General features: G+C 72.6%; 18 protein-coding genes and 1 tRNA gene. 10 read left to right on the top strand and 9 right to left on the bottom strand.

Annotated elements, in window-relative coordinates:
- Positions 1 to 79: 79 nt before the first annotated feature.
- Both ACQPYX_RS28485 and ACQPYX_RS28490 read right to left on the bottom strand, forming a co-directional pair.
- Positions 80 to 152: transfer RNA gene (locus ACQPYX_RS28485), tRNA-Lys, on the bottom strand.
- A 183-nt stretch (positions 153 to 335) separates the two neighbouring features.
- Entirely contained in the window at positions 336 to 695 is a 360-nt protein-coding gene (locus ACQPYX_RS28490) for a hypothetical protein (protein ID WP_433800621.1), read from the bottom strand.
- 389 nt (positions 696 to 1084) lie between these two features.
- Between ACQPYX_RS28490 and ACQPYX_RS28495 the strand changes: the two genes are divergently transcribed.
- Both ACQPYX_RS28495 and ACQPYX_RS28500 read left to right on the top strand, forming a co-directional pair.
- Positions 1085 to 1564 (top strand): L,D-transpeptidase, encoded by a 480-nt coding sequence (locus tag ACQPYX_RS28495; protein ID WP_433800622.1) that lies wholly within the window; start codon positions 1085 to 1087, stop codon positions 1562 to 1564.
- A gap of 18 nt (positions 1565 to 1582) precedes the next feature.
- A complete protein-coding gene (locus ACQPYX_RS28500) occupies positions 1583 to 1975 on the top strand; it encodes a hypothetical protein (RefSeq protein ID WP_433800623.1) in 393 nt (130 codons plus the stop codon).
- A 310-nt stretch (positions 1976 to 2285) separates the two neighbouring features.
- Here the strand turns inward: ACQPYX_RS28500 and ACQPYX_RS28505 are convergent, their stop codons facing one another.
- Positions 2286 to 3320, bottom strand: a complete 1035-nt coding sequence (locus ACQPYX_RS28505; protein ID WP_433800624.1) for a PHP domain-containing protein — start codon at positions 3318 to 3320, stop codon at positions 2286 to 2288.
- Positions 3321 to 3409: 89 nt separating this feature from the next.
- Here ACQPYX_RS28505 and ACQPYX_RS28510 point away from each other — a divergent pair, with 89 nt between their 5' ends.
- The 6 genes from ACQPYX_RS28510 (at position 3410) to phoU (ending at position 11076) form a co-directional block, all read left to right on the top strand.
- A complete protein-coding gene (locus ACQPYX_RS28510; protein WP_433800625.1) occupies positions 3410 to 4987 on the top strand; it encodes a Rieske 2Fe-2S domain-containing protein in 1578 nt (525 codons plus the stop codon).
- An 88-nt stretch (positions 4988 to 5075) separates the two neighbouring features.
- Positions 5076 to 6209 carry a tRNA dihydrouridine synthase DusB gene (gene dusB, locus ACQPYX_RS28515; protein ID WP_433800626.1) on the top strand — a complete coding sequence of 378 codons (1134 nt, stop codon included), beginning with the start codon at positions 5076 to 5078 and terminating at the stop codon, positions 6207 to 6209.
- Between the two features lie 5 nt (positions 6210 to 6214).
- Positions 6215 to 6679 carry a hypothetical protein gene (locus ACQPYX_RS28520; RefSeq protein ID WP_433800627.1) on the top strand — a complete coding sequence of 155 codons (465 nt, stop codon included), beginning with the start codon at positions 6215 to 6217 and terminating at the stop codon, positions 6677 to 6679.
- Positions 6680 to 6906: 227 nt separating this feature from the next.
- Positions 6907 to 7905: a GGDEF domain-containing protein gene (locus tag ACQPYX_RS28525; RefSeq protein WP_433800628.1), complete on the top strand. Its 999-nt coding sequence runs from the start codon at positions 6907 to 6909 to the stop codon at positions 7903 to 7905.
- 175 nt (positions 7906 to 8080) lie between these two features.
- A complete protein-coding gene (locus ACQPYX_RS28530) occupies positions 8081 to 10339 on the top strand; it encodes an LCP family protein (RefSeq protein WP_433800629.1) in 2259 nt (752 codons plus the stop codon).
- An 80-nt stretch (positions 10340 to 10419) separates the two neighbouring features.
- A complete protein-coding gene (gene phoU / locus ACQPYX_RS28535) occupies positions 10420 to 11076 on the top strand; it encodes a phosphate signaling complex protein PhoU (protein ID WP_433800630.1) in 657 nt (218 codons plus the stop codon).
- Positions 11077 to 11227: 151 nt separating this feature from the next.
- On the opposite strand, the gene pstB is transcribed toward phoU, so the two are convergent.
- From pstB to ACQPYX_RS28565, 6 genes are all read right to left on the bottom strand, one after another.
- Positions 11228 to 12004, bottom strand: coding sequence for a phosphate ABC transporter ATP-binding protein PstB (pstB, locus tag ACQPYX_RS28540; RefSeq protein ID WP_433800631.1), 777 nt, complete (start codon positions 12002 to 12004; stop codon positions 11228 to 11230).
- A gap of 8 nt (positions 12005 to 12012) precedes the next feature.
- Complete coding sequence (gene pstA, locus ACQPYX_RS28545) at positions 12013 to 12924, bottom strand: phosphate ABC transporter permease PstA (RefSeq protein ID WP_433800632.1); 912 nt, start codon at positions 12922 to 12924, stop codon at positions 12013 to 12015.
- Positions 12924 to 14009 (bottom strand): phosphate ABC transporter permease subunit PstC, encoded by a 1086-nt coding sequence (gene pstC / locus ACQPYX_RS28550; RefSeq protein ID WP_433800633.1) that lies wholly within the window; start codon positions 14007 to 14009, stop codon positions 12924 to 12926. The genes pstA and pstC overlap by 1 nt, the downstream gene beginning before the upstream one ends.
- Before the next feature lie 20 nt (positions 14010 to 14029).
- Positions 14030 to 15133, bottom strand: a complete 1104-nt coding sequence (gene pstS, locus ACQPYX_RS28555) for a phosphate ABC transporter substrate-binding protein PstS (RefSeq protein ID WP_433800634.1) — start codon at positions 15131 to 15133, stop codon at positions 14030 to 14032.
- Positions 15134 to 15409: 276 nt separating this feature from the next.
- Positions 15410 to 16315, bottom strand: a complete 906-nt coding sequence (gene mshD / locus ACQPYX_RS28560; RefSeq protein WP_433803828.1) for a mycothiol synthase — start codon at positions 16313 to 16315, stop codon at positions 15410 to 15412.
- 40 nt (positions 16316 to 16355) lie between these two features.
- Positions 16356 to 17156, bottom strand: a complete 801-nt coding sequence (locus ACQPYX_RS28565; RefSeq protein WP_433800635.1) for a winged helix-turn-helix transcriptional regulator — start codon at positions 17154 to 17156, stop codon at positions 16356 to 16358.
- Positions 17157 to 17321: 165 nt separating this feature from the next.
- Between ACQPYX_RS28565 and ACQPYX_RS28570 the strand changes: the two genes are divergently transcribed.
- Together ACQPYX_RS28570 and ACQPYX_RS28575 are read left to right on the top strand one after the other, a co-directional pair.
- Positions 17322 to 17798: a TlpA family protein disulfide reductase gene (locus ACQPYX_RS28570; protein WP_433800636.1), complete on the top strand. Its 477-nt coding sequence runs from the start codon at positions 17322 to 17324 to the stop codon at positions 17796 to 17798.
- A gap of 33 nt (positions 17799 to 17831) precedes the next feature.
- Entirely contained in the window at positions 17832 to 17918 is an 87-nt protein-coding gene (locus tag ACQPYX_RS28575) for a putative leader peptide (RefSeq protein WP_352231083.1), read from the top strand.
- Positions 17919 to 17989 lie beyond the last annotated feature (71 nt).

Raw genomic sequence — 17989 nt, forward strand, 5'->3', positions numbered from 1 at the left:
GGGCGATTTCTCCCGTTGCTCCGGATTCGTGGGAGCGAGGGAGGTTAGCGGGATCGTCCGGTGCAGGACCAGTCTCGGGTGGGCCCCGTGGGACTCGAACCCACAACCAGCGGATTAAAAGTCCGATGCTCTGCCCATTGAGCTAGAGGCCCGCGCGACCGAGCCTAGCCGGGCACAGGGGGCCGAGGCAGGGGTCGGGTCGAGCGGGACCTCGAGCACCGGTTTCAGTGGCACGGGGTGCCCCTGAGGGCGCTCCGTGCCACTGACTTCCCGGGCGGTCCTGACGATGTCGGTGGCCGATCCGTGTCACTGGACGCCACGAAGAGGTCACCCACTCAGGCGACCGCCCGCGACGCGCGCCCGGACATCGCCGGCGCCACGAGCACGATCCCGATCACCGTGATCACGATCAGCACCGCGAGCGTCACCCACAGCGCGCCCTCGACCCCGAAGATCAGCGCCGGCACCGCCAGGAGTGCCGAGAGGGCCCGGAGCACCACGGCGCCGATCAGCAGTCCCCGCGTCCGCCGCGCCCACCACACCGCGAGCAGCACGACCGTCAGGGCGCCCAGCACCAGACCCACCGCGTCCGTGCCGGGCGGCGCCTCCGGCGGCGCCGGGAAGAGCCAGAAGCTCAGGGCATCGGCCAGCCCCAGCACCGCCAGGACGACCACGCCGATCTCGACACGCCTCATCACGACCTCCTCGACAGGACACGAGCGTCCGCCGGGGCGCGGGCGGTGTCTGCCGTAGTGCACTACGGCACCGTTCGCCCGTCCGGCGCACTCGCGCCTCCGCTCGGCGCCGGCACCGACCTGACGTCGGGACAGGGGATCCGGACACCGCACGCGAGTCGCCCACGACGACGCCACCCGAGCGCTGCGACGCGCCCACCGCTCGGCGGAGACAGGGCTCACCACGACACGAGTTCGAGACGTCGTCGCAGGTCAGACGGCCGAGATCCGCTCGGATGACCTACGCACGACACCACGGTCCGTGACCCCACCGAACGCGATCGGTGACCTGGCCGAGACGTATGGTCACCGCCGCACTGCCCCTCACGACCGTCGGGGAAGGACACGAGTTGGGTCGTCACCAGAAGCACTCCGAGCGCCGTCTCGCGCGGACCGCGCTCACCGCCGGAGTCGTCGGCGCCGGGGTGCTCCAGGCCGCGGTACCCGCGTTCGCCGCTCCGGCGGCGGCACCGGGTGCGCCGCCGTGCGAGGTCACCGCCAAGGCCTGCGTGAGCATCTCGCAGCAGAAGGCGTGGATCGGTGACGGCCAGGGGAAGCTCGTCCGCGGGCCCGTCCCCATCACCACCGGCGGCCCCGGCCACGAGACGCCGACCGGCATCTTCCACGTGATGTGGAAGGACCAGTACCACCACTCCCGCGAGTACAACCAGGCGCCGATGCCCAACTCGGTGTTCTTCGCACCGGGCGACGCCTTCCACGGCGGCAGCCTGCAGCGCGCCTCGGCCGGGTGCGTGCACCTCGGCGACGAGGACTCGAAGGCGTTCTTCGACTTCCTGCAGGTCAACGACGAGGTCCAGATCCTCCCGTAACCCGATTGGAGGCCACGCATGTCGATGGCCCTGGTCATGTCCGAGATGCCCGACCTGGTCCGCCGGGTCCTGGCCGAGCACGTCCCCGACTCCGCCGGTCGTTGCGGCGGCTGCCGCGACACGGCGGGGCGCACGGCCTCGTGGCCGTGCCAGACCTATCGGGTCGCGCAGGAGGCGGAGTGGGTCGGGCAGGGCAACCTGCCCGGCACCGGCCCGCACGGTCCCCTCGTGCCGGGGGCGGCCCGCCCGGAGCGGCCGCGCCGGCGCCCCGAGGCGCCGTACTCGCTCGACTTCCCGCCCACCGGCGACACCCCGAGCATCGCGGGCACCGGCGGTCGCCGTCGTCGTCGTGACGAGGACGCGGTCCCCTTCCCGACGACGGGTGGGCACGCGCGGCACGCCGCGCTCTGAGCCGGCCGGCCCGCGGCCTCGTGAGCAGTGCACATGGAAAACCCCCGGGGCATGCTTCCCTCGAGCGGTGCTCGAGGGGCTCGGATGGACAAACTCCGAGCGCCCCGGGGGTCCGGTGTCCGTCGGGAATTCACCAGCTGACGTGTCCGCCCTCCGAGGGCGGAGCCGGTCAATCCACGACCTGACGTCGGCTAGCTGACGGACACCTCACGAGTCCTGTCGTTCATCAACGTCGGACCACCTCCTCTCCCATGTAATCACCACGCTAAGCCTGGATCCGCTGATCCGCAAACGACTTGGTTTGCCCTGCTCAGAGGCGACTTCGCCACGCGAGGAGGTCGTCGACCGACCGCGTGTTGACGATCTTCTCGACCGGCACCTCGCACTCCTCCGCCCGCTCGCAGCCGTAGGGCTGCCAGTCCAGCTGACCGGGCGCGTGGGCGTCGGTGTCGACCACGAACTCGCACCCCGCCTCGACCGCCTGGCGCAGCAGCGTCCGCGGCGGATCCAGCCGCTCCGGCCGCGAGTTGATCTCGACGGCGACCCCGTTCTCCAGGCACGCCTCGAACACCGCCTCGGCGTCGAACGTCGACGGCGGCCGCGTCCCCCGGCCGCCCGTGACGAGCCGGCCGGTGCAGTGCCCGAGCACGTCGACGTACGGGTTCGACACCCCGCACACCATCCGCGCGGTCATCTCCTCGCTCGGCGCGCGCAGCTTCGAGTGCACGCTCGCGACGACGAGGTCGAGCTCGGCGAGCAGGTCGTCCGGCGCGTCGATCGAGCCGTCCTCGAGGATGTCGACCTCGATCCCGCGCAGCAGCCGGAACGGCGCCAGCTCGGCGTTCACCTCGTCGATCACCGCGAACTGTTCCCGACGACGCGCCGGGCTGAGCCCGTTGGCCACGGTGAGGTTCTGCGAGTGGTCGGTCAGCACCATCCAGGCGTGGCCGAGATCGCGGGCCGTGCGGGCCATCTCGAGGATGTCCGACCCGCCGTCGGACCAGGTGGAGTGCGTGTGGCAGTCGCCGCGCAGCGCGGAGCGGAGCTCGATCCCGCCCGCGACCGGCGCCTCGTGCTTCGCGGCCAGCTCCTCGACTGCCGACGACGTCCCGGTCGCGACCACCTCGGCCACCACGCCTGCCGTCTTCTTCCCCACACCCTTGAGGTCGGTCAGCGTGCCGGCGGCGGCCCGCGAGGCGACCTCGTCGGCGGACAGTTCGGCCAGACGGTCGGCGGCCGTCCGGTACGCCTTCACCCGATAGGTGTCGGCCCGTTCACGCTCGTAGTAGAAGGCGACGGCCCGCAGGGCGGCGATCGGGTCTCCGTCGACGGGGAGTCGGGTCACGTGCTCAGGGATACCCCACCCGGGCAGCCTCCGGGACCCGGTGACGCGGACAATCGGGGACGAGCTGTCGAGCTGGAGGAGGTCTGCTGGTGCGGGTCACCGGAACCGGGCACGCGGGAATGCGCTTCGAGACGACGGGCGGCAGCGTGCTGTGCGACCCGTGGACCAACCCGACCTTCTTCGCGTCGTGGGTGCCGTTCCCGGACAACACGCAGCTGGACTGGGCCGCCCTCGGGCAGTGCGACTACCTCTACGTCTCCCACCTGCACCGCGACCACTTCGACGCCGAGAACCTGGCGAAGAACGTGTCGAAGGACGCGCGGGTGCTGCTGCCCGACTTCCCCACCGACGAGCTCGAGAACGAGCTGCGCGAGCTCGGCTTCCGGCACTTCGTGCGCACCCGCACCTCCGAGCCCGTCGAGCTCGACGGCGGCCTCCGCATCATGATCACCTCGCTCAAGGGGCCGGGCGACGGCCCGATCGGCGACTCCGCGCTCTCCCTCGACGACGGCACCGCCCGGATCGTCAACCAGAACGACGCGCACCCGCTCGACATCCCGGAACTGCTGGAGTTCGGCGCCTACGACGCGCACTTCACGCAGTTCTCCGGCGCGATCTGGTGGCCGATGGTCTACGACCTCCCGAAGGCCGCGAAGCGCGAGTTCGCCCGCCGCAAGCGCATCGGCCAGGAGGACCGCGCGATGCGCTACATCCGCGAGGTCGGCGCCCCGAACATCTTCCCGACGGCGGGTCCGCCCTGTTTCCTCGACGACGAGCTGTTCCGCTGGAACGGGCTGGGCTACGAGGGCGTCGAGAACGAGTCGATCTTCACCGACCAGTGGGAGTTCCTCGGCCGGATGCGGGAGCTGGGCCACGAGGGCGGCCACCTGCTCCTGCCGGGGACGACGGCCGAGATCGACGGCCCCGTCGTCGGGAACCTGACCCACCCGATGTCCGACGACGAGGTCGAGCGCATCTTCGTCGACAAGGAGAACCACCTCCGGGAGTTCGCCGAGCGCGCCCGCCCGACGATCGCGGCGCAGAAGGCGAGCTGGTCGGCGCCGCAGCCCGACATCCTGCGCCAGCTCAAGGAGTGGATCGAGCCGCTGATGAAGCGGGCCGACCACATGTGCGACGGCATCGGCGGCGTGGTCCGGATGGACCTGACCGGCATGCCCGCGGGTGCCCCGGGCGTCGACGACGAGGGGACCCTCGCGCTCGCCTTCGACTTCGCCGGCCGCGAGATCCGCACCTGGGACGGCGAGCAGGCGCGCTACCGGTGGACCATCCCGGCCACCCTGGTGCAGACGAACATCGACACCGGCGAGGTCGACTGGTCGAACTCGCTGTTCCTCTCGGTGCGCTTCGCTGCTACCCGCGTGGGCCAGTACAACGAGTACCTCTACACGTTCTTCAAGTGTCTGTCCGAGGAGCGGATGGACTACGTGGAGAACTGGTACGACGCGGCGAACGACGACGGCCGCGACATCGAGCTCGACGGCTGGAAGGTCCAGGCCCGGTGCCCGCACCTGTCGGCCGACCTGTCGAAGTTCGGCGCCGTGGACGGCGACGTGCTCACCTGCACGCTGCACAACTGGAAGTTCAACCTCGCCACCGGACGCTGCCTCACCAGCGCCGGCCACGAGATCCGGGCCGAGAAGCTCTGAGCTCTCTCCCCCGCGTGAGGGGAACCCTCGAGCGCTCGTGTCGCACCAGGGTTCCCCTCACGCGGGGCGGGCGGGCGGGACGCGCACAATGGGAACCGTGAAGCCACTCCGCATCGGTCCGCACGAGCTGGCCGCCCCGGTCGTGCTCGCGCCGATGGCGGGCGTCACCAACCCGCCGTTCCGGCGACTGTGCCGTGAGCAGGGCGCGGGTCTCTACGTCTGCGAGATGATCACCGCGCGGGCGCTGGTGGAGAAGCACCCGGGCACCGCCGAGATGATCGCGTTCGACGACGACGAGCGGCCGCGGTCCATGCAGCTCTACGGCGTCGACCCGGTGACCATCGGCCGGGCCGTCGAGCGGATCGTCGCCGAGGACCTCGCCGACCACGTCGACCTGAACTTCGGCTGCCCGGTGCCCAAGGTGACCCGGCGCGGCGGCGGGGCGGCGCTGCCCTACAAGCGGCGGCTGTTCGAGTCGATCGTCCGGACCGCGGTGGCAGCGGCCTCGCAGGGCGGCCTCCCGCTCACCGTCAAGATGCGGATCGGCATCGACGACGACCACGTGACCTTCCTGGACGCCGGGCGCATCGCGGCCGCCGAGGGTGCGGCCGCCGTCGCCCTGCACGCGCGCACCGCCGCGCAGCGCTACTCCGGACAGGCCGACTGGAGCCGCATCGCCGAGCTGCGCGACGCCGTGCCCGCCGAGGTCCCCGTGCTGGGCAACGGCGACATCTTCGCCGCCGACGACGCGCTCGCGATGGTCGAGAAGACCGGGTGCGACGGCGTCGTCGTCGGCCGCGGCTGCCTCGGCCGCCCATGGCTGTTCGGCGAGCTCGAGGCGGCGTTCGCGGGACGCGAGCGGCCCACCCCGCCGACGCTGGGCCAGGTCGCCGGCGTCATGCGGCGCCACGTCGAGCTGCTCATCGCCCACCACGGCGAGCGCAAGGGTGTGCGCGACTCGCGCAAGCACATGTCCTGGTATCTGCACGGCTTCGCCGTCGGGTCCGAGGTGCGCCGCGAGCTGGGCATGATCGACGGGCTCGAGCGTCTCGACGAGCTGCTCGCGCGCCTCGACCACGACCAGCCGTTCCCGCCCGACGCCGACGGCCCCCGCGGCCGTCAGGGCTCCCCCGGCCACGTCACGCTGCCCGAGGGCTGGCTCGACGACCCCGAGGACGCCACGGTGCCCGTCGGCGCGGACGTCATGCACTCCGGCGGCTGACCCGCGTGCGCGTCGCCGCCGCCGTCGTCGTCGCCGTCCTGACGACGGGTCTCGCCGGCTGCGGCTCGACGGTGCCCGGGACGCCCCGGGCCGCGGCCGTGCCGCCCGCCGACCGCGCGCTCATCAGCGCGTACGTCGACGCCTCGAACCGGGCGGGCGCCGCCGGCGCCCGCGAGCAGGCCGACTTCCTGCGCGGCACGCAGGCCGAGGGCGCGCCGTTCCCGCCGGACCGGTGCTTCGGCGAGCTCACGCTCGACACCCGGCTCGTCGCCCGCACCCTGCGTCCCGACCCCGACTGGCGTCCCCCCGCGACCCTCCCGGACGTCGGCCGGCCCGCGGGGGCGATCTACGTGGCCGCCGCCGCCGTGACCGTCCGCCGCGGGGCCGCGGAGATCCGCGAGGACGTCGGATCGAAGCACTTCGTGATCCAGGACACGCGGGTCACCAGCTACGCTCCGTGTGCTGACTGAGACCTCACAGTACGAGCGGTCACGTCGCCGGACCTTGAGCACCCGGTCGGGCACGGATCTGGGGCCGAAAGCGCAGGCGACCGAATCCACAGTGTCTTTCACGCAGAGTCACGTCGACCGGACGGTGGATTCGGTTGGCGAGCGGGCTGCGGACGTTGCACAGGATCGTTCGGGCGTCACACTGGAGGGAGCACGGACGCGAGGCATCGAGGGAGCGGCGGGTGGTCGTGAGGGGCTCCACGGTCGGCAGTGCGCCGGACCGGGTGTCGACGGGTGCGCCCGCCACGACGGCAGGCGCACCGGCTCCGGAGATCCCCTCCGACGACCGTCAGGGGCCCGCTGCCAGCACGTTCGACACCGCACCGATCGTCGGGATCGACGAGGCCCTCCGCCTGGACGCGGCCACCGACGACGCGGGGACGGCCCGCGCGGCCCAGGCACGGGCCCACGAGGCGGCCGCGGAGGTGCTCGCCGACCGCGGCGACTGGCGGCGCGCCTACCAGCACCTGCGCGCCGCGATGGCGCTCGTGCACCTCGGCGACACACCGCCGGTCCACGTGCCCGAGCAGTTACGCCGCGAAGTCGACCGTCTCCGGCGGGAACGGGCCGAGGCGCGCGAGCAGAGCCGGCGCGACAGCCTCACGGCCACCTGGAACCGCCGCTACCTCGACGAGCGACTGTCCACCCTGCGTGACGGCAACGACGGCGCGGTCTGCGTGGCCCTCGTGGACGTCGACCACTTCAAGCTCGTCAACGACACCTACGGGCACGCGATCGGCGACGCCGTCCTGCGCACGCTGGTCGGCCTGATGCGCGCCGAGCTCGATGGCCGCGTGCCCGACGGGTTCTGCGCCCGCTACGGCGGCGAGGAGTTCGCGCTCGTCCTGCCGCGGCCGGCCGACGCGGACGCCGTCGCCCTGTGCGAGTCGATCCGGGCGCGGATCGAGCACCACGACTGGTCCGCGATCGCCCCGGAGCTGCGCGTCACGGCGAGCCTCGGGTTGGCCTGCCTCGACCCCGACGACACGGGCGGCACCTGCGACGGCCTCCTCGACCACGTCGACGAGCTGCTCTACGTCGCGAAGCGGACCGGGCGCAACGCCGTGGCGTTCCGCGACGACACGGGGCAGGTGCGGCTCGCCGGACCCGCCGCCGGACGTCGGGGGATCGCCGCCATCGCCCGCGCGGTGGGCCACCAGGCCCGATCGGGGCGCGCCCTGCCCTGAGTGCGGGCACGCAGAGGGCCGAACGGACGACTCCGTCACGATCGAGTGACGATGCTTGCCTCCGACGAAACTCCGGAGTAACCCGCGCGCGCGACCCGGTGACCGCCTCAGTACGATCCGTGCACCCCGGACGGCCGCCGGTCTCCGGATGCGTTCCTGACCATTCGGGGGTCCCGTGACCGACGACCGTGAGCGCGGCGCCGGTCCCGGCGTCCCCGCGGCCCGGTCGTCGGAGACGGTGCGGACCGGACCGCCGTCGGTGCCCACGCGGGTCGTCGTCGGTGAGACCGCGGTCGACCGGCGCGGCGGCGTCGCGCCGACGATGGTGCCGCTCGCCCGCAAGCGCCCCGGCCGCCGCAGCCTGCGCCCCGCCGGGGCGGCCGCCGAGACCGAGCCGATGCGCGACCTCGTCGCGGCCGCCGCAGCAGCCGACGAACCCGCGGGGCCGCCCTCGGAGCTCCCGACGATCCGCACCGCCGCTCCCGTCGTCGGGAAGCCCGGGCCGCGAGAGGCACAGCAGGCAGCCCCTGCGGCCCCGGACCCTGCCCCACGTCCCGCTCGTGAACCGGCTGCGCCACCCGCCGTCGGGAAGCCTTCCGCGCCGCCGGCCACCACCGCGGAGCCGGCCCCACCGCGAGAGGCACACCAGGCAGCCCCCGCCGCCCCGGAACCTGCCCCACGTCCCCCTCGCGAGCCCGCCGCACCGACAGCCGCCCCGCGCGCCGTGCTCGTCCCCGACGGCGACGCGACCGGGTTCGCCGCCACGTCGGCCGTGCTCTCCGGGGTCGGGACGCGCGTTCGCACCCGAATCGGCCCGTGGACGTGGGCGCGGACGCTGCGGCTGACGACCGTCGCGATGTCGACGGTCATCGTCCTGGTCTGCGGCGTCGCGTGGGGGGCGACGTCCTGGTTCGAGGCCGCCGTGAAGAAGATCGGCGCGCTGGACCCGACGTCGGCCTCGATCATCGACCCGGCCGCCCAGGCCGGGGACCAGAACTTCCTCGTCGTCGGCTCCGACACGCGCGTCGGCGCCCCGCCGAGCGAGGACGTCGGCGACGCCACCGACGTCCCGGGCGCCCGCTCCGACACCGTGATGATCGTCCACGTGCCGGCGAACCGGGCGCGGATGACCGTGGTCTCGTTCCCGCGCGACCTCGAGATCGACCGCCCGGCCTGCGAGCGCTGGGACTCGGTCTCCGGGGCGTACACCGGCCAGACGATCCCCCGCGCGCCGCGGATGAAGCTGAACTCGGCGTACCAGGTCGGCGGGCCGCGCTGCGTGACGAAGGTGGTCCAGGAACTCTCCGGGCTCGCCGTGAACCACTTCCTCGGTGTCGACTTCTCCGGCTTCAAGGACATGGTCGACGCCGTCGAGGGCGTCCCGGTCTGCCTCGAGAAACCGCTGCGCGACACCGTCCTGGGCACCGTCGTCCCCCGCGCCGGCACCTCGGTCCTGACCGGCGACCAGGCACTCGGCTTCGTCCGGGCCCGCCACGTCGTCGGGGACCCGACCAGCGACTACGGCCGCATCAACCGCCAGCAGATCTTCCTGTCCGCCCTGCTGCGCAAGACCCTGTCGGCCGGGACGCTGCTCGACGTCGGGAAGCTGCGCGGCCTGGTCGACGCCGTCGGGCGCTCCACCTACGGCGAGAACATCGAGGCGGCGCAGCTCCTGTCCCTCGGGCAGTCGCTCTCCGGGCTCGACGCCCGCGCGGTCACGTTCACGACGGTGCCCACCACCGGCGTCGCGAACGCCCGCGGCAACGAGGTCCTCCGCACCGTCGACAACCGCTCGCTGTTCGACGCGATCATCAACGACACGCCGCTCCCCGGACAGCCCGGCGCCACCCCCACCGGGCCGCCCCCGGCACCGCCGGTGCCCGCCGAGCGGGTCGCTCTCCGACTCGTCGACGCCCGCTCCGCGACGTCCACGGGCGACGACGGCAGCGGCGACGCCACGGAGGTGAGCGCCTCCGGGGAGTCCGGCAGCACCCGCTCCGCGAGCGGGTCGGACGACGACGGGTCGGGCAGCAGCGACGACGGCGGCGGCGACGGCTCCCGCGACGACGAGGGTTCCGGGTTCCGCCGGGACGTCGGTGGCCGCCTCGGCGCACAGCAGGGGCCGTCCGCGGGCTCGGTCGCCGGGTCGCTGCGCGGGTACGGGTTCACCGTCACGAGCGACGTCCGCGGCTCCACCGCCGCCGCCGCGACCGACTCGCGCACGACGATCCGTTTCACGCCCGACCAGGCGGGTGCGGCCGCGACGCTGCAGAAGGCGGTCCCCGGCGCCGTCCTCGACCCGCGCGCCGGGGCCGGAGCACTCGTCCTCGAGCTCGGCGACGACTTCGACGGCCGGGTCGTCGACCCGACCGCCCCCGCGCCCACCGCCCCGCTGCCGACGCTGGTCAACGCGGCGGACAGCACCTGCCGTTGACCTGCTCACATTCGGCGGCGTTCACCTCTGATTCATGCGGGCGACGGGTGACCGACCGGCCCTCCGCCTAGTCTGCGCCCATGCGCGCGGCCTACCACGAGAAGCTCTCGTCGCTGAACGACGAGCTCGCCCAGATGTCCCTGTTGGCCGGCGAGGCCATGAAGAAGGCCACGAGCGCCCTGCTCGAGGGTGACCTCGACCTGGCCGAGGAGGTCATCTCCTCCGACACCGAGATCGACGCGATCCGCACCTCCGCCGAGGACCAGGCGTTCGGGCTGCTGGCCCTGCAGGCCCCGGTGGCGGGCGACCTGCGCTCGGTCATCGCCGCCATCCACTCCGCGGGCGACCTCGAGCGCATGGGCGACCTCGCCCTGCACGTCGCGAAGGCCGCCCGGCGTCGCCACCCCGAGCTCGTCCTCCCGCAGGAGGTCGCGCCCTACTTCGCCGAGATGGGCCGGGTCGCGCTGGACCTGGCCCAGGACGCCCGCCGGGTGATCCTCGACCGCGACATCGAGCTCGCGTTCACCATGGAGTCCGACGACGACGCCATGGACGACCTCCACCGGCACCTGTTCACCGTGATGATGACCAAGGACTGGCCGCACGGCGTCGCCCCCGCGGTCGACGTGACGCTGCTCGGCCGGTTCTACGAGCGGTTCGCCGACCACGCGGTGGCCGTCGCCCGCCGCGTCGTCTTCATGGTCACCGGCAAGATGCCGGACCCGCCGCTGGCCTGATCGGAGCGACCCCGTTCCGAACGAACGGCACTCTCGCGCACAGAGAAGCTGCGGGGGTGCCGTTCGTTCGTCATGGGGTGAGGCGCCCACGAACGACGACGGGCCCTGCCGCACCGGGTGCGGCAGGGCCCGTCGTCGGGAAAGGGAGAACTCAGCCGAAGCGGCCGGAGATGTAGTCCTCGGTCTCCCGCTCGGTCGGGTTCGAGAAGATCTTCTCGGTGTCGTCGATCTCGACGAGGTGGCCCGGCTTGCCGGTGGCCTCGAGGTTGAAGAACGCCGTCTGGTCGCTCACCCGCGCGGCCTGCTGCATGTTGTGGGTGACGATGACGATCGTGTAGTCCTTCTTGAGGTCGCCGATCAGGTCCTCGATCGCGAGCGTCGAGATCGGGTCCAGGGCCGAGCAGGGCTCGTCCATGAGCAGCACGTCGGGCTGCACGGCGATCGCCCGCGCGATGCAGAGACGCTGCTGCTGGCCGCCGGAGAGGCCGCCGCCGGGCTTGTCGAGCCGGCCGGAGACCTCCTTCCAGAGGTTCGCGCCGCGCAGCGAGGCCTCGCAGACCTCGTCGAGCTTCTTCTTGTCCCGCACGCCCTGCAGCTTCAGCCCGGCAACGACGTTGTCGCGGATGGACATCGTCGGGAACGGGTTGGGGCGCTGGAACACCATGCCGATGGTGCGGCGCACGGCCACGGCGTCGGAGCCGCGGGCGTAGATGTCCTCGCCGTCGAGCTGGATCTGACCCTCGACGCGCGCGCCGGGGATCTCCTCGTGCATCCGGTTCAGGGTCCGCAGCACCGTGGACTTGCCGCAGCCCGACGGCCCGATGAACGAGGTGACGCTGCGCGGCGGGACGGAGAGGTTGACGTTCTGCACGGCGTGGAACTCGCCGTAGTAGATGTCGACGTCCTTGAGGTCGAGACGCTTGGCCACGATGGTCCTTACTTCGAGATCGCCGAGTAGCGGGAGATGAGGCTGGCCGCGAGCTGGAAGAGCATCACGATCAGGATCAGCGTCAGCGCGCCGCCCCAGATGCGGAGCTGGCCGGCGGCCGACGGGTTCGTCGAGAGCTCGGTGTAGATGAGCAGCGGCAGCGACGCCTGGTTGCCCTCGAACGGGTTGAAGTTGATCGCCCGGGCGTAGCCGACGAGGACCAGCACCGGGGCCGTCTCGCCCATCACGCGGGCGAAGGCCAGCATGACGCCGGTGACGGTGCCGGACAGGGCGGTCGGCAGCACGATCCGCAGGATCGTCTTCCACTTCGGGATGCCCAGCGCGTAGGAGGCCTCGCGCAGCTCGTCCGGGACCAGCCGCAGCATCTCCTCGGTGTTGCGGATGACCACCGGGAGCATCAGCAGCACGAGGGCCAGGCCGACGAGGAAGCCGCTCTGCTCGAGGCCGATGATCGAGACGAACAGCGCGAAGACGAACAGCGCCGCGACGATCGACGGGACACCCGAGAGGATGTCGACCATGAAGCTCGTGGTCTTCGCGATCTTCCCGCGGCCGTACTCGACGAGGTAGACCGCGGCGAGGATGCCGATCGGCACCGCGATCACGCCCGAGATCACGGCCTGGACCAGCGTGCCGACGATGGCGTGGTAGACGCCGCCGCGGACCTCGTCCGGCGTGACACCGGAGAGCGAGCGCGTCCACCAGTCGGCCGAGACGATCGCGGGAAAGCCCTTGATCAGCACGCTGACCAGCAGCCACACCAGCGGGACCACGGCGATGAGGAAGGCGAGGGAGACCAGGACGGTCGCCGCCCGGTCCTTGACCTTGCGCGACGTCGAGACGTTGCGGAAGGTCGGCGGCGCAGCCGGCTGGTCGGGGGCGTCGAGAGTGGCGCTCATCAGCCGTTCACCTTCCCGCCCGCCACCACGCGGGCGACCGCGTTGACCACGAAGGTCAGGATGAAGAGCACGAGGCCGGCCGAGATGTAGGCGCCGGTCGGCAGCGGCTGGCTGAACTCGGAGGCGGCCGACGCGATCAGCGAGGCGAACGTGTAGCCGCCGTCGAACAGGCTGCCGGTCGACGGCGAGGTCGCCGCCCGGATCACCAGCAGCACGGCGATCGTCTCGCCCAGCGCCCGGCCGAGACCGAGCATCGAGGCCGCGATGAAGCCACTGCGCCCGTAGGGCAGGACGGCCATCCGGATGACCTCCCAGCGCGTGGCACCGAGGGCCTGGGCGGCCTCGATCTGGAAGCGCGGCGTCTGCGCGAAGACCTCACGGGTGGTCGCGGTGACGATCGGCAGGATCATGATCGCCAGCACGATGCCGCCGGTGAAGATCGTGCCGGTGAGCACCGGGAGGTTGCCCGGGGCGAAGAGGAAGAACCAGCCGAGGTAGGTCTGCAGGAACGCCGCGATCGGCTCGATCGCCGGGGCGAGCACGAGGATGCCCCAGAGACCGAAGACGATCGACGGGACCGCCGCGAGCAGGCCGATCACGTAGGAGAACGGCTGCGCCAGGCGCTTCGGCGTGTACTGCGTCAGGAAGAGCGCGATCCCCATGCCGATCGGCATCGCGATCACGAGCGCCATCAGCGACGACAGCAGCGTGACCACCAGGAGGTCACGGATGCCGAAGCGCAGGTTGGACGCGTCGGTGGTGTTGAAGACGGGGCTCGTCAGGAAGTTCGCGTTGTTCGCGAGCAGCGACGGGACGGCCTGGACGACCAGGAAGAGGCCGATCAGGGCGATCGCCGCGACGACGACGAGGCCGGATCCGGTGGTGAGCCCGCGGAACACACGCTCCCCGGTGCCCCCGGAGGTCGTCCGGGAGGAACCGGTGGTCGGGGGCTTGGTGTCGGTCACAGGGGACATGGTGGCCGACCCGGCCGGACGACCCCGGGTCTCGGGGTCGTCCGACGGGGCCCGCTCGGTGGTGCGTTCGCTCACGGTGTTGGAATCCGCCTCGTCGCCGTCGGGGGTCACGCTGCGTTCGATCTACGCGATCAGGAGATCGAGTTGATCGACGTGGTCAGGCGCTGCTTGAACGCGTCCGGGATCGGCACGTAGCCACCGGCGGTCAGCGTGCCCTGGGCCTGCGGCGAGAGGGCGGTCTGCAGGAACGCCTTCACGGCCTGGCCGGTCTGCGGGTCGGCGTACTTGGTGCAGACGATCTCGTAGGTCGCCAGCGCGATCGGGTACGCACCCGGGGTGGTGGTCTTGTAGAGGCTGTTCAGGTCGAGGGTCAGGTCGTTGCCCTGCCCGGTGACCTGCACGGCGTCGATCGCCTTGCCGACGTTCTCGGTGGAGAGGGCCACCGGCTGGCCGCCGCCCGAGTTGATGATCTGCGCGGCCGGGAGCTGCGCCTTCTGCGCGAAGGACGCCTCGACGTAGCCGATCGAGTTCGGGGTGTTCTTGGTGGCGTCGGTGACGCCCTGCGAACCGCGGGCGCCGGCGCCCACGCCGCCGTTGAACGTCTGGGTGGCCTGCTTGCCGTAGGCGTTGTTCGACGCGGCGTTCAGGTAGGTCTGGAAGTTCTGCGTGGTGCCCGACTCGTCGGAGCGGAAGTTCACGACGATCGGCGCCGCCGGCAGGTTCTTGCCCTGGTTGAGGGCGGCGATCCGCGGGTCGTTCCAGGTGGTGATCTGGCCGTTGAAGATCGCGGCGACGGTCGGGCCGTCGAGAGCCAGGTCGGTCACGCCAGCGACGTTGTAGGCGACCGCGATCGGGCCGAAGACCAGCGGCAGGTTGAGCGCCGGGGAGGCGCAGCGCTGGGCGGCGCGCTGGGCCTCGTCGGCCTTCAGCGCGGCGTCGGAGCCCGCGAAGTCGGTCTGGCCGCCGATGAACTCGTTGCGCCCGGCGCCGGAGCCGCTCGCGGTGTAGTTCACGGTCTGGCCGTTGCAGGTCTGCTCGAACGTGTTGACGAAGCCGGTGATCGCGTTGGCCTGGGCGGTGGAGCCGCTGGCCCGCAGATCCTGCTTGCCGCCGCAGGTGACACCCGACGCCTGCTCGGTGGAGCCGCCCGAGTTGTTGTCGCTGCCGCACGCGCTGAACAGGAGCGCCCCGGCCGCGATCATGCCGATCGCCGCTGCGCGCCGCTGGAACCTCACAGAGATCTCCCGTCTCGTCCTCGAGCCCGGTCGCCGCGTCGGCGATCCGGTCATTTCGGCCGGACCACGCGTCGTGACGGCCGGACGCGGACATTAGGCAGCCGGGATGGACGACTCCGGGTGAGCAGGTGAACGCGAGGTGAACACGCCCGTGGAGGGCCACCGGAACGGGTTGATGCTGGTCACACGACGTGTGCGTGTATACGGACCGTGGTTGAACGTTCACCTGTCGCTGCTGGGGTGACCGTCAGGTGACCGCCAGGTGTCGCGCGTCGATCAGGTCGGCGGCAGCCGGTAGGACACGTCGGTCGCGTCCACCTCGAAGCCCAGGTGGCGGTAGGTCGCGACCGCCGGGGCGTTGTCGGCCTCGACGTAGAGGATCACCTCGTCGAGCCCGCGGCCCGCGAGGTGGTGCAGCCCGGCGAGGGTGAGGGCACGGCCGAGGCCCCGCCCCTGCGCGTCCGGGTCGACGCCGACCACGTACACCTCGCCGACCGGCCCGTCGTCCGTCCGCGCACCGTCAGGATGGCGCTTGGTCCAGTGGAAGCCGAGGAGTCGGTCCGCGTGGTCCTCGCGGGCCAGCAGGAAGCCGGCCGGGTCGAACCACGGCTCCTGCTCGCGGCGCCGCACGTCGTCCGCGGTCATGCCGCCCTGTTCCGGGTGCCACGAGAACGCGCGGGCGTTGACCGCGACGACGTCGTCCTCGTCGCGACCCGGTTCGAACGCGCCGATCGACACGCCGTCGACCGGCCGCTGCTCGGGCAGCGCCCCGGCGTCGGCCGGTCGGCGCATCATCCACAGCTCCCGCTCGCGCACCAGGCCCTCGCCGCCGGCCAGTTCCGCCGCGCCGGGACGGTCGCCGTGGGCCCAGACGCGGATCCGGCCGGGACGCGCGACGTCGTCGGCGGCGAGCGCCCGGGCGAGCGCCCGCCCGACGCCCTGACGACGCGCGGTCGGGGCCACCCCGAGCTCGACGACGACGTCCTCGGGGTCGGCCGCGTCGACGTGCGCCCAGCCGAGCAGGGCGCCGTCGTCGGCCCGCGCGACGAGGTAGCGGCCGTGCCCGGTGGGCGTGGCCAGGTCGAGCAGGGACGCCTCGGAGAACGCGGCCACGCCGTCGGCGTGCGCGAGGTCCGCGGCGAACCGACCGAGCTCCTCCCGGTCGGTCGACGTCGGCTCGATCCACTGCGGCGTGATCACACCGCGCCACGGTACGCGCTGGTCAGACGCGTCCGGCCCACACCGCCGGACGGACCACGCGGTCGTCGCGCGACCCGGCCCCGGAGGGCTCCTCGTCGTCGGAGGACTCGTCGAGCGCGAGACCGCCCCGGGCGCCGTCGCCGCCGCCGAGGACCCCGCGCACCGGCCGGACGAACTTGTAGCCGACGTTGCGCACGGTGCCGATCAGCTGCTCGTGCTCGGCGCCGAGCTTGGCGCGCAGGCGGCGGACGTGGACGTCGACCGTGCGGGTGCCGCCGAAGAAGTCGTAGCCCCAGACCTCCTGCAGCAGCTGCGCGCGGGTGAACACGCGGCCGGCGTGCTGGGCGAGGTACTTGAGGAGCTCGAACTCCTTGTAGGTGAGGTCGAGCGGGCGGCCGCGCAGCCGGGCCGCGTAGGTGGCCTCGTCGATGACCAGCTCGCCCAGGACCAGCGCGCCGTCGCCGCCGGCCGCGTCGGACGAGCGCCGGGCGCGCAGCAGGCGCAGCCGGGCGTCGATCTCGGCCGGGCCCGCGCCGGGGAGCAGCACCTCGTCCACGCCCCACTCCAGCGAGACGGCGACCAGGCCGCCCTCGGTGAGCACGGCGATCACCGGGACGTCGAGCCCGGTGGAACCCAGGAGACGGCACAGGCTCCGGGCGGCGGCGAGGTCGTGGCGGGCGTCGACGAGGACGGCGTCGTGCGGTCCGGCGTCGAGCAGGGCGGCGACCTCGGGGGCCGCGGTGCGCAGCCCGTGGGGTAGCAGGGTCAACGACGGCAGCACTGACGTCGGTTCGGGGTCGGCGGTGAGCAGCAGCAGCTCCACGCGAGTCTCCCTCCACAGTGGTGGGGAGACCTTAGCGCCGTTCACCGCGCCGTCACCCCGGCGCGCGTTCCATGTCACGTGGGCCGGCACGTGGAGCCCGCGTGCGCCGGGCCGGAGAGCCACTGCCTACCGTGGGAGCGGGCGTGGACGGGCGGGTCCACGGCCGTGGTCGGAGAGGGGCTGGAGCGCATGACGGCGGCCGTCGTCACCCTGGTGGTCATCGTCGCGCTCGGCGCGGTCGTCCTCGTGGTCGGGCTGCTGCTGCGCCGTCGCCACCGCGTCCCCGCGCCGCCCGCCGCGCAGGAGGGCGCCGTGCCCGCCCCGCGGCTGCCGGCCGACCTCGCCGCCCGCGACGGCGGCCTCGTACTGCTGCAGATCTCCGCGGCGTTCTGCACCCACTGCCGCGACACCCGCAGCGTGCTCGGGGACGTGGCGGCCGAGCTGCCCGGGCTGGTGCACCGCGACGTCGACCTGGCCGACCGCCCCGAGCTCGCGCGGCTGCTCGGGGTCGCCCGCACGCCCACCACGCTGCTCGTCGACGGCCGGGGGCACGAGCTGCTCCGGGTGGACGGCGTGCCGCGCCGGGCCGCGCTGGTCACGGCGATCGAGCCCCACCTCGGCCGATCGCACGGACACGGGTGACCTGCGCGGGCAGGTTTGGGTAGCGTGGCGCCCGTGGACGAGGGCCTGACACGGCGGCGCGCGGTCGACCTGTGCCGTGTCGACAGCTGCCTGTGTCCCGGCGCCCGTCGCGCGGCCTAGCGGAACCCGCTCTCCCCGTCGTCCTTCGACGAGCCGTCGCGACCCCCGGTGTGTCCCTTTCCCGGCGGCGC

The organism is Actinomycetospora sp. CA-084318, from assembly GCF_050955885.1.
GTDB lineage: Bacteria > Actinomycetota > Actinomycetes > Mycobacteriales > Pseudonocardiaceae > Actinomycetospora.

Bases quoted from the DNA above. Each gene is read 5' to 3' on its own strand.
- ACQPYX_RS28490 (WP_433800621.1), bottom strand. From the start codon at position 695: ATGAGGCGTGTCGAGATCGGCGTGGTCGTCCTGGCGGTGCTGGGGCTG.
- ACQPYX_RS28500 (WP_433800623.1), top strand. From the start codon at position 1,583: ATGTCGATGGCCCTGGTCATGTCCGAGATGCCCGACCTGGTCCGCCGG.
- dusB (WP_433800626.1), top strand. From the start codon at position 5,076: ATGGGAACCGTGAAGCCACTCCGCATCGGTCCGCACGAGCTGGCCGCC.
- phoU (WP_433800630.1), top strand. From the start codon at position 10,420: ATGCGCGCGGCCTACCACGAGAAGCTCTCGTCGCTGAACGACGAGCTC.
- pstA (WP_433800632.1), bottom strand. From the start codon at position 12,924: ATGAGCGCCACTCTCGACGCCCCCGACCAGCCGGCTGCGCCGCCGACC.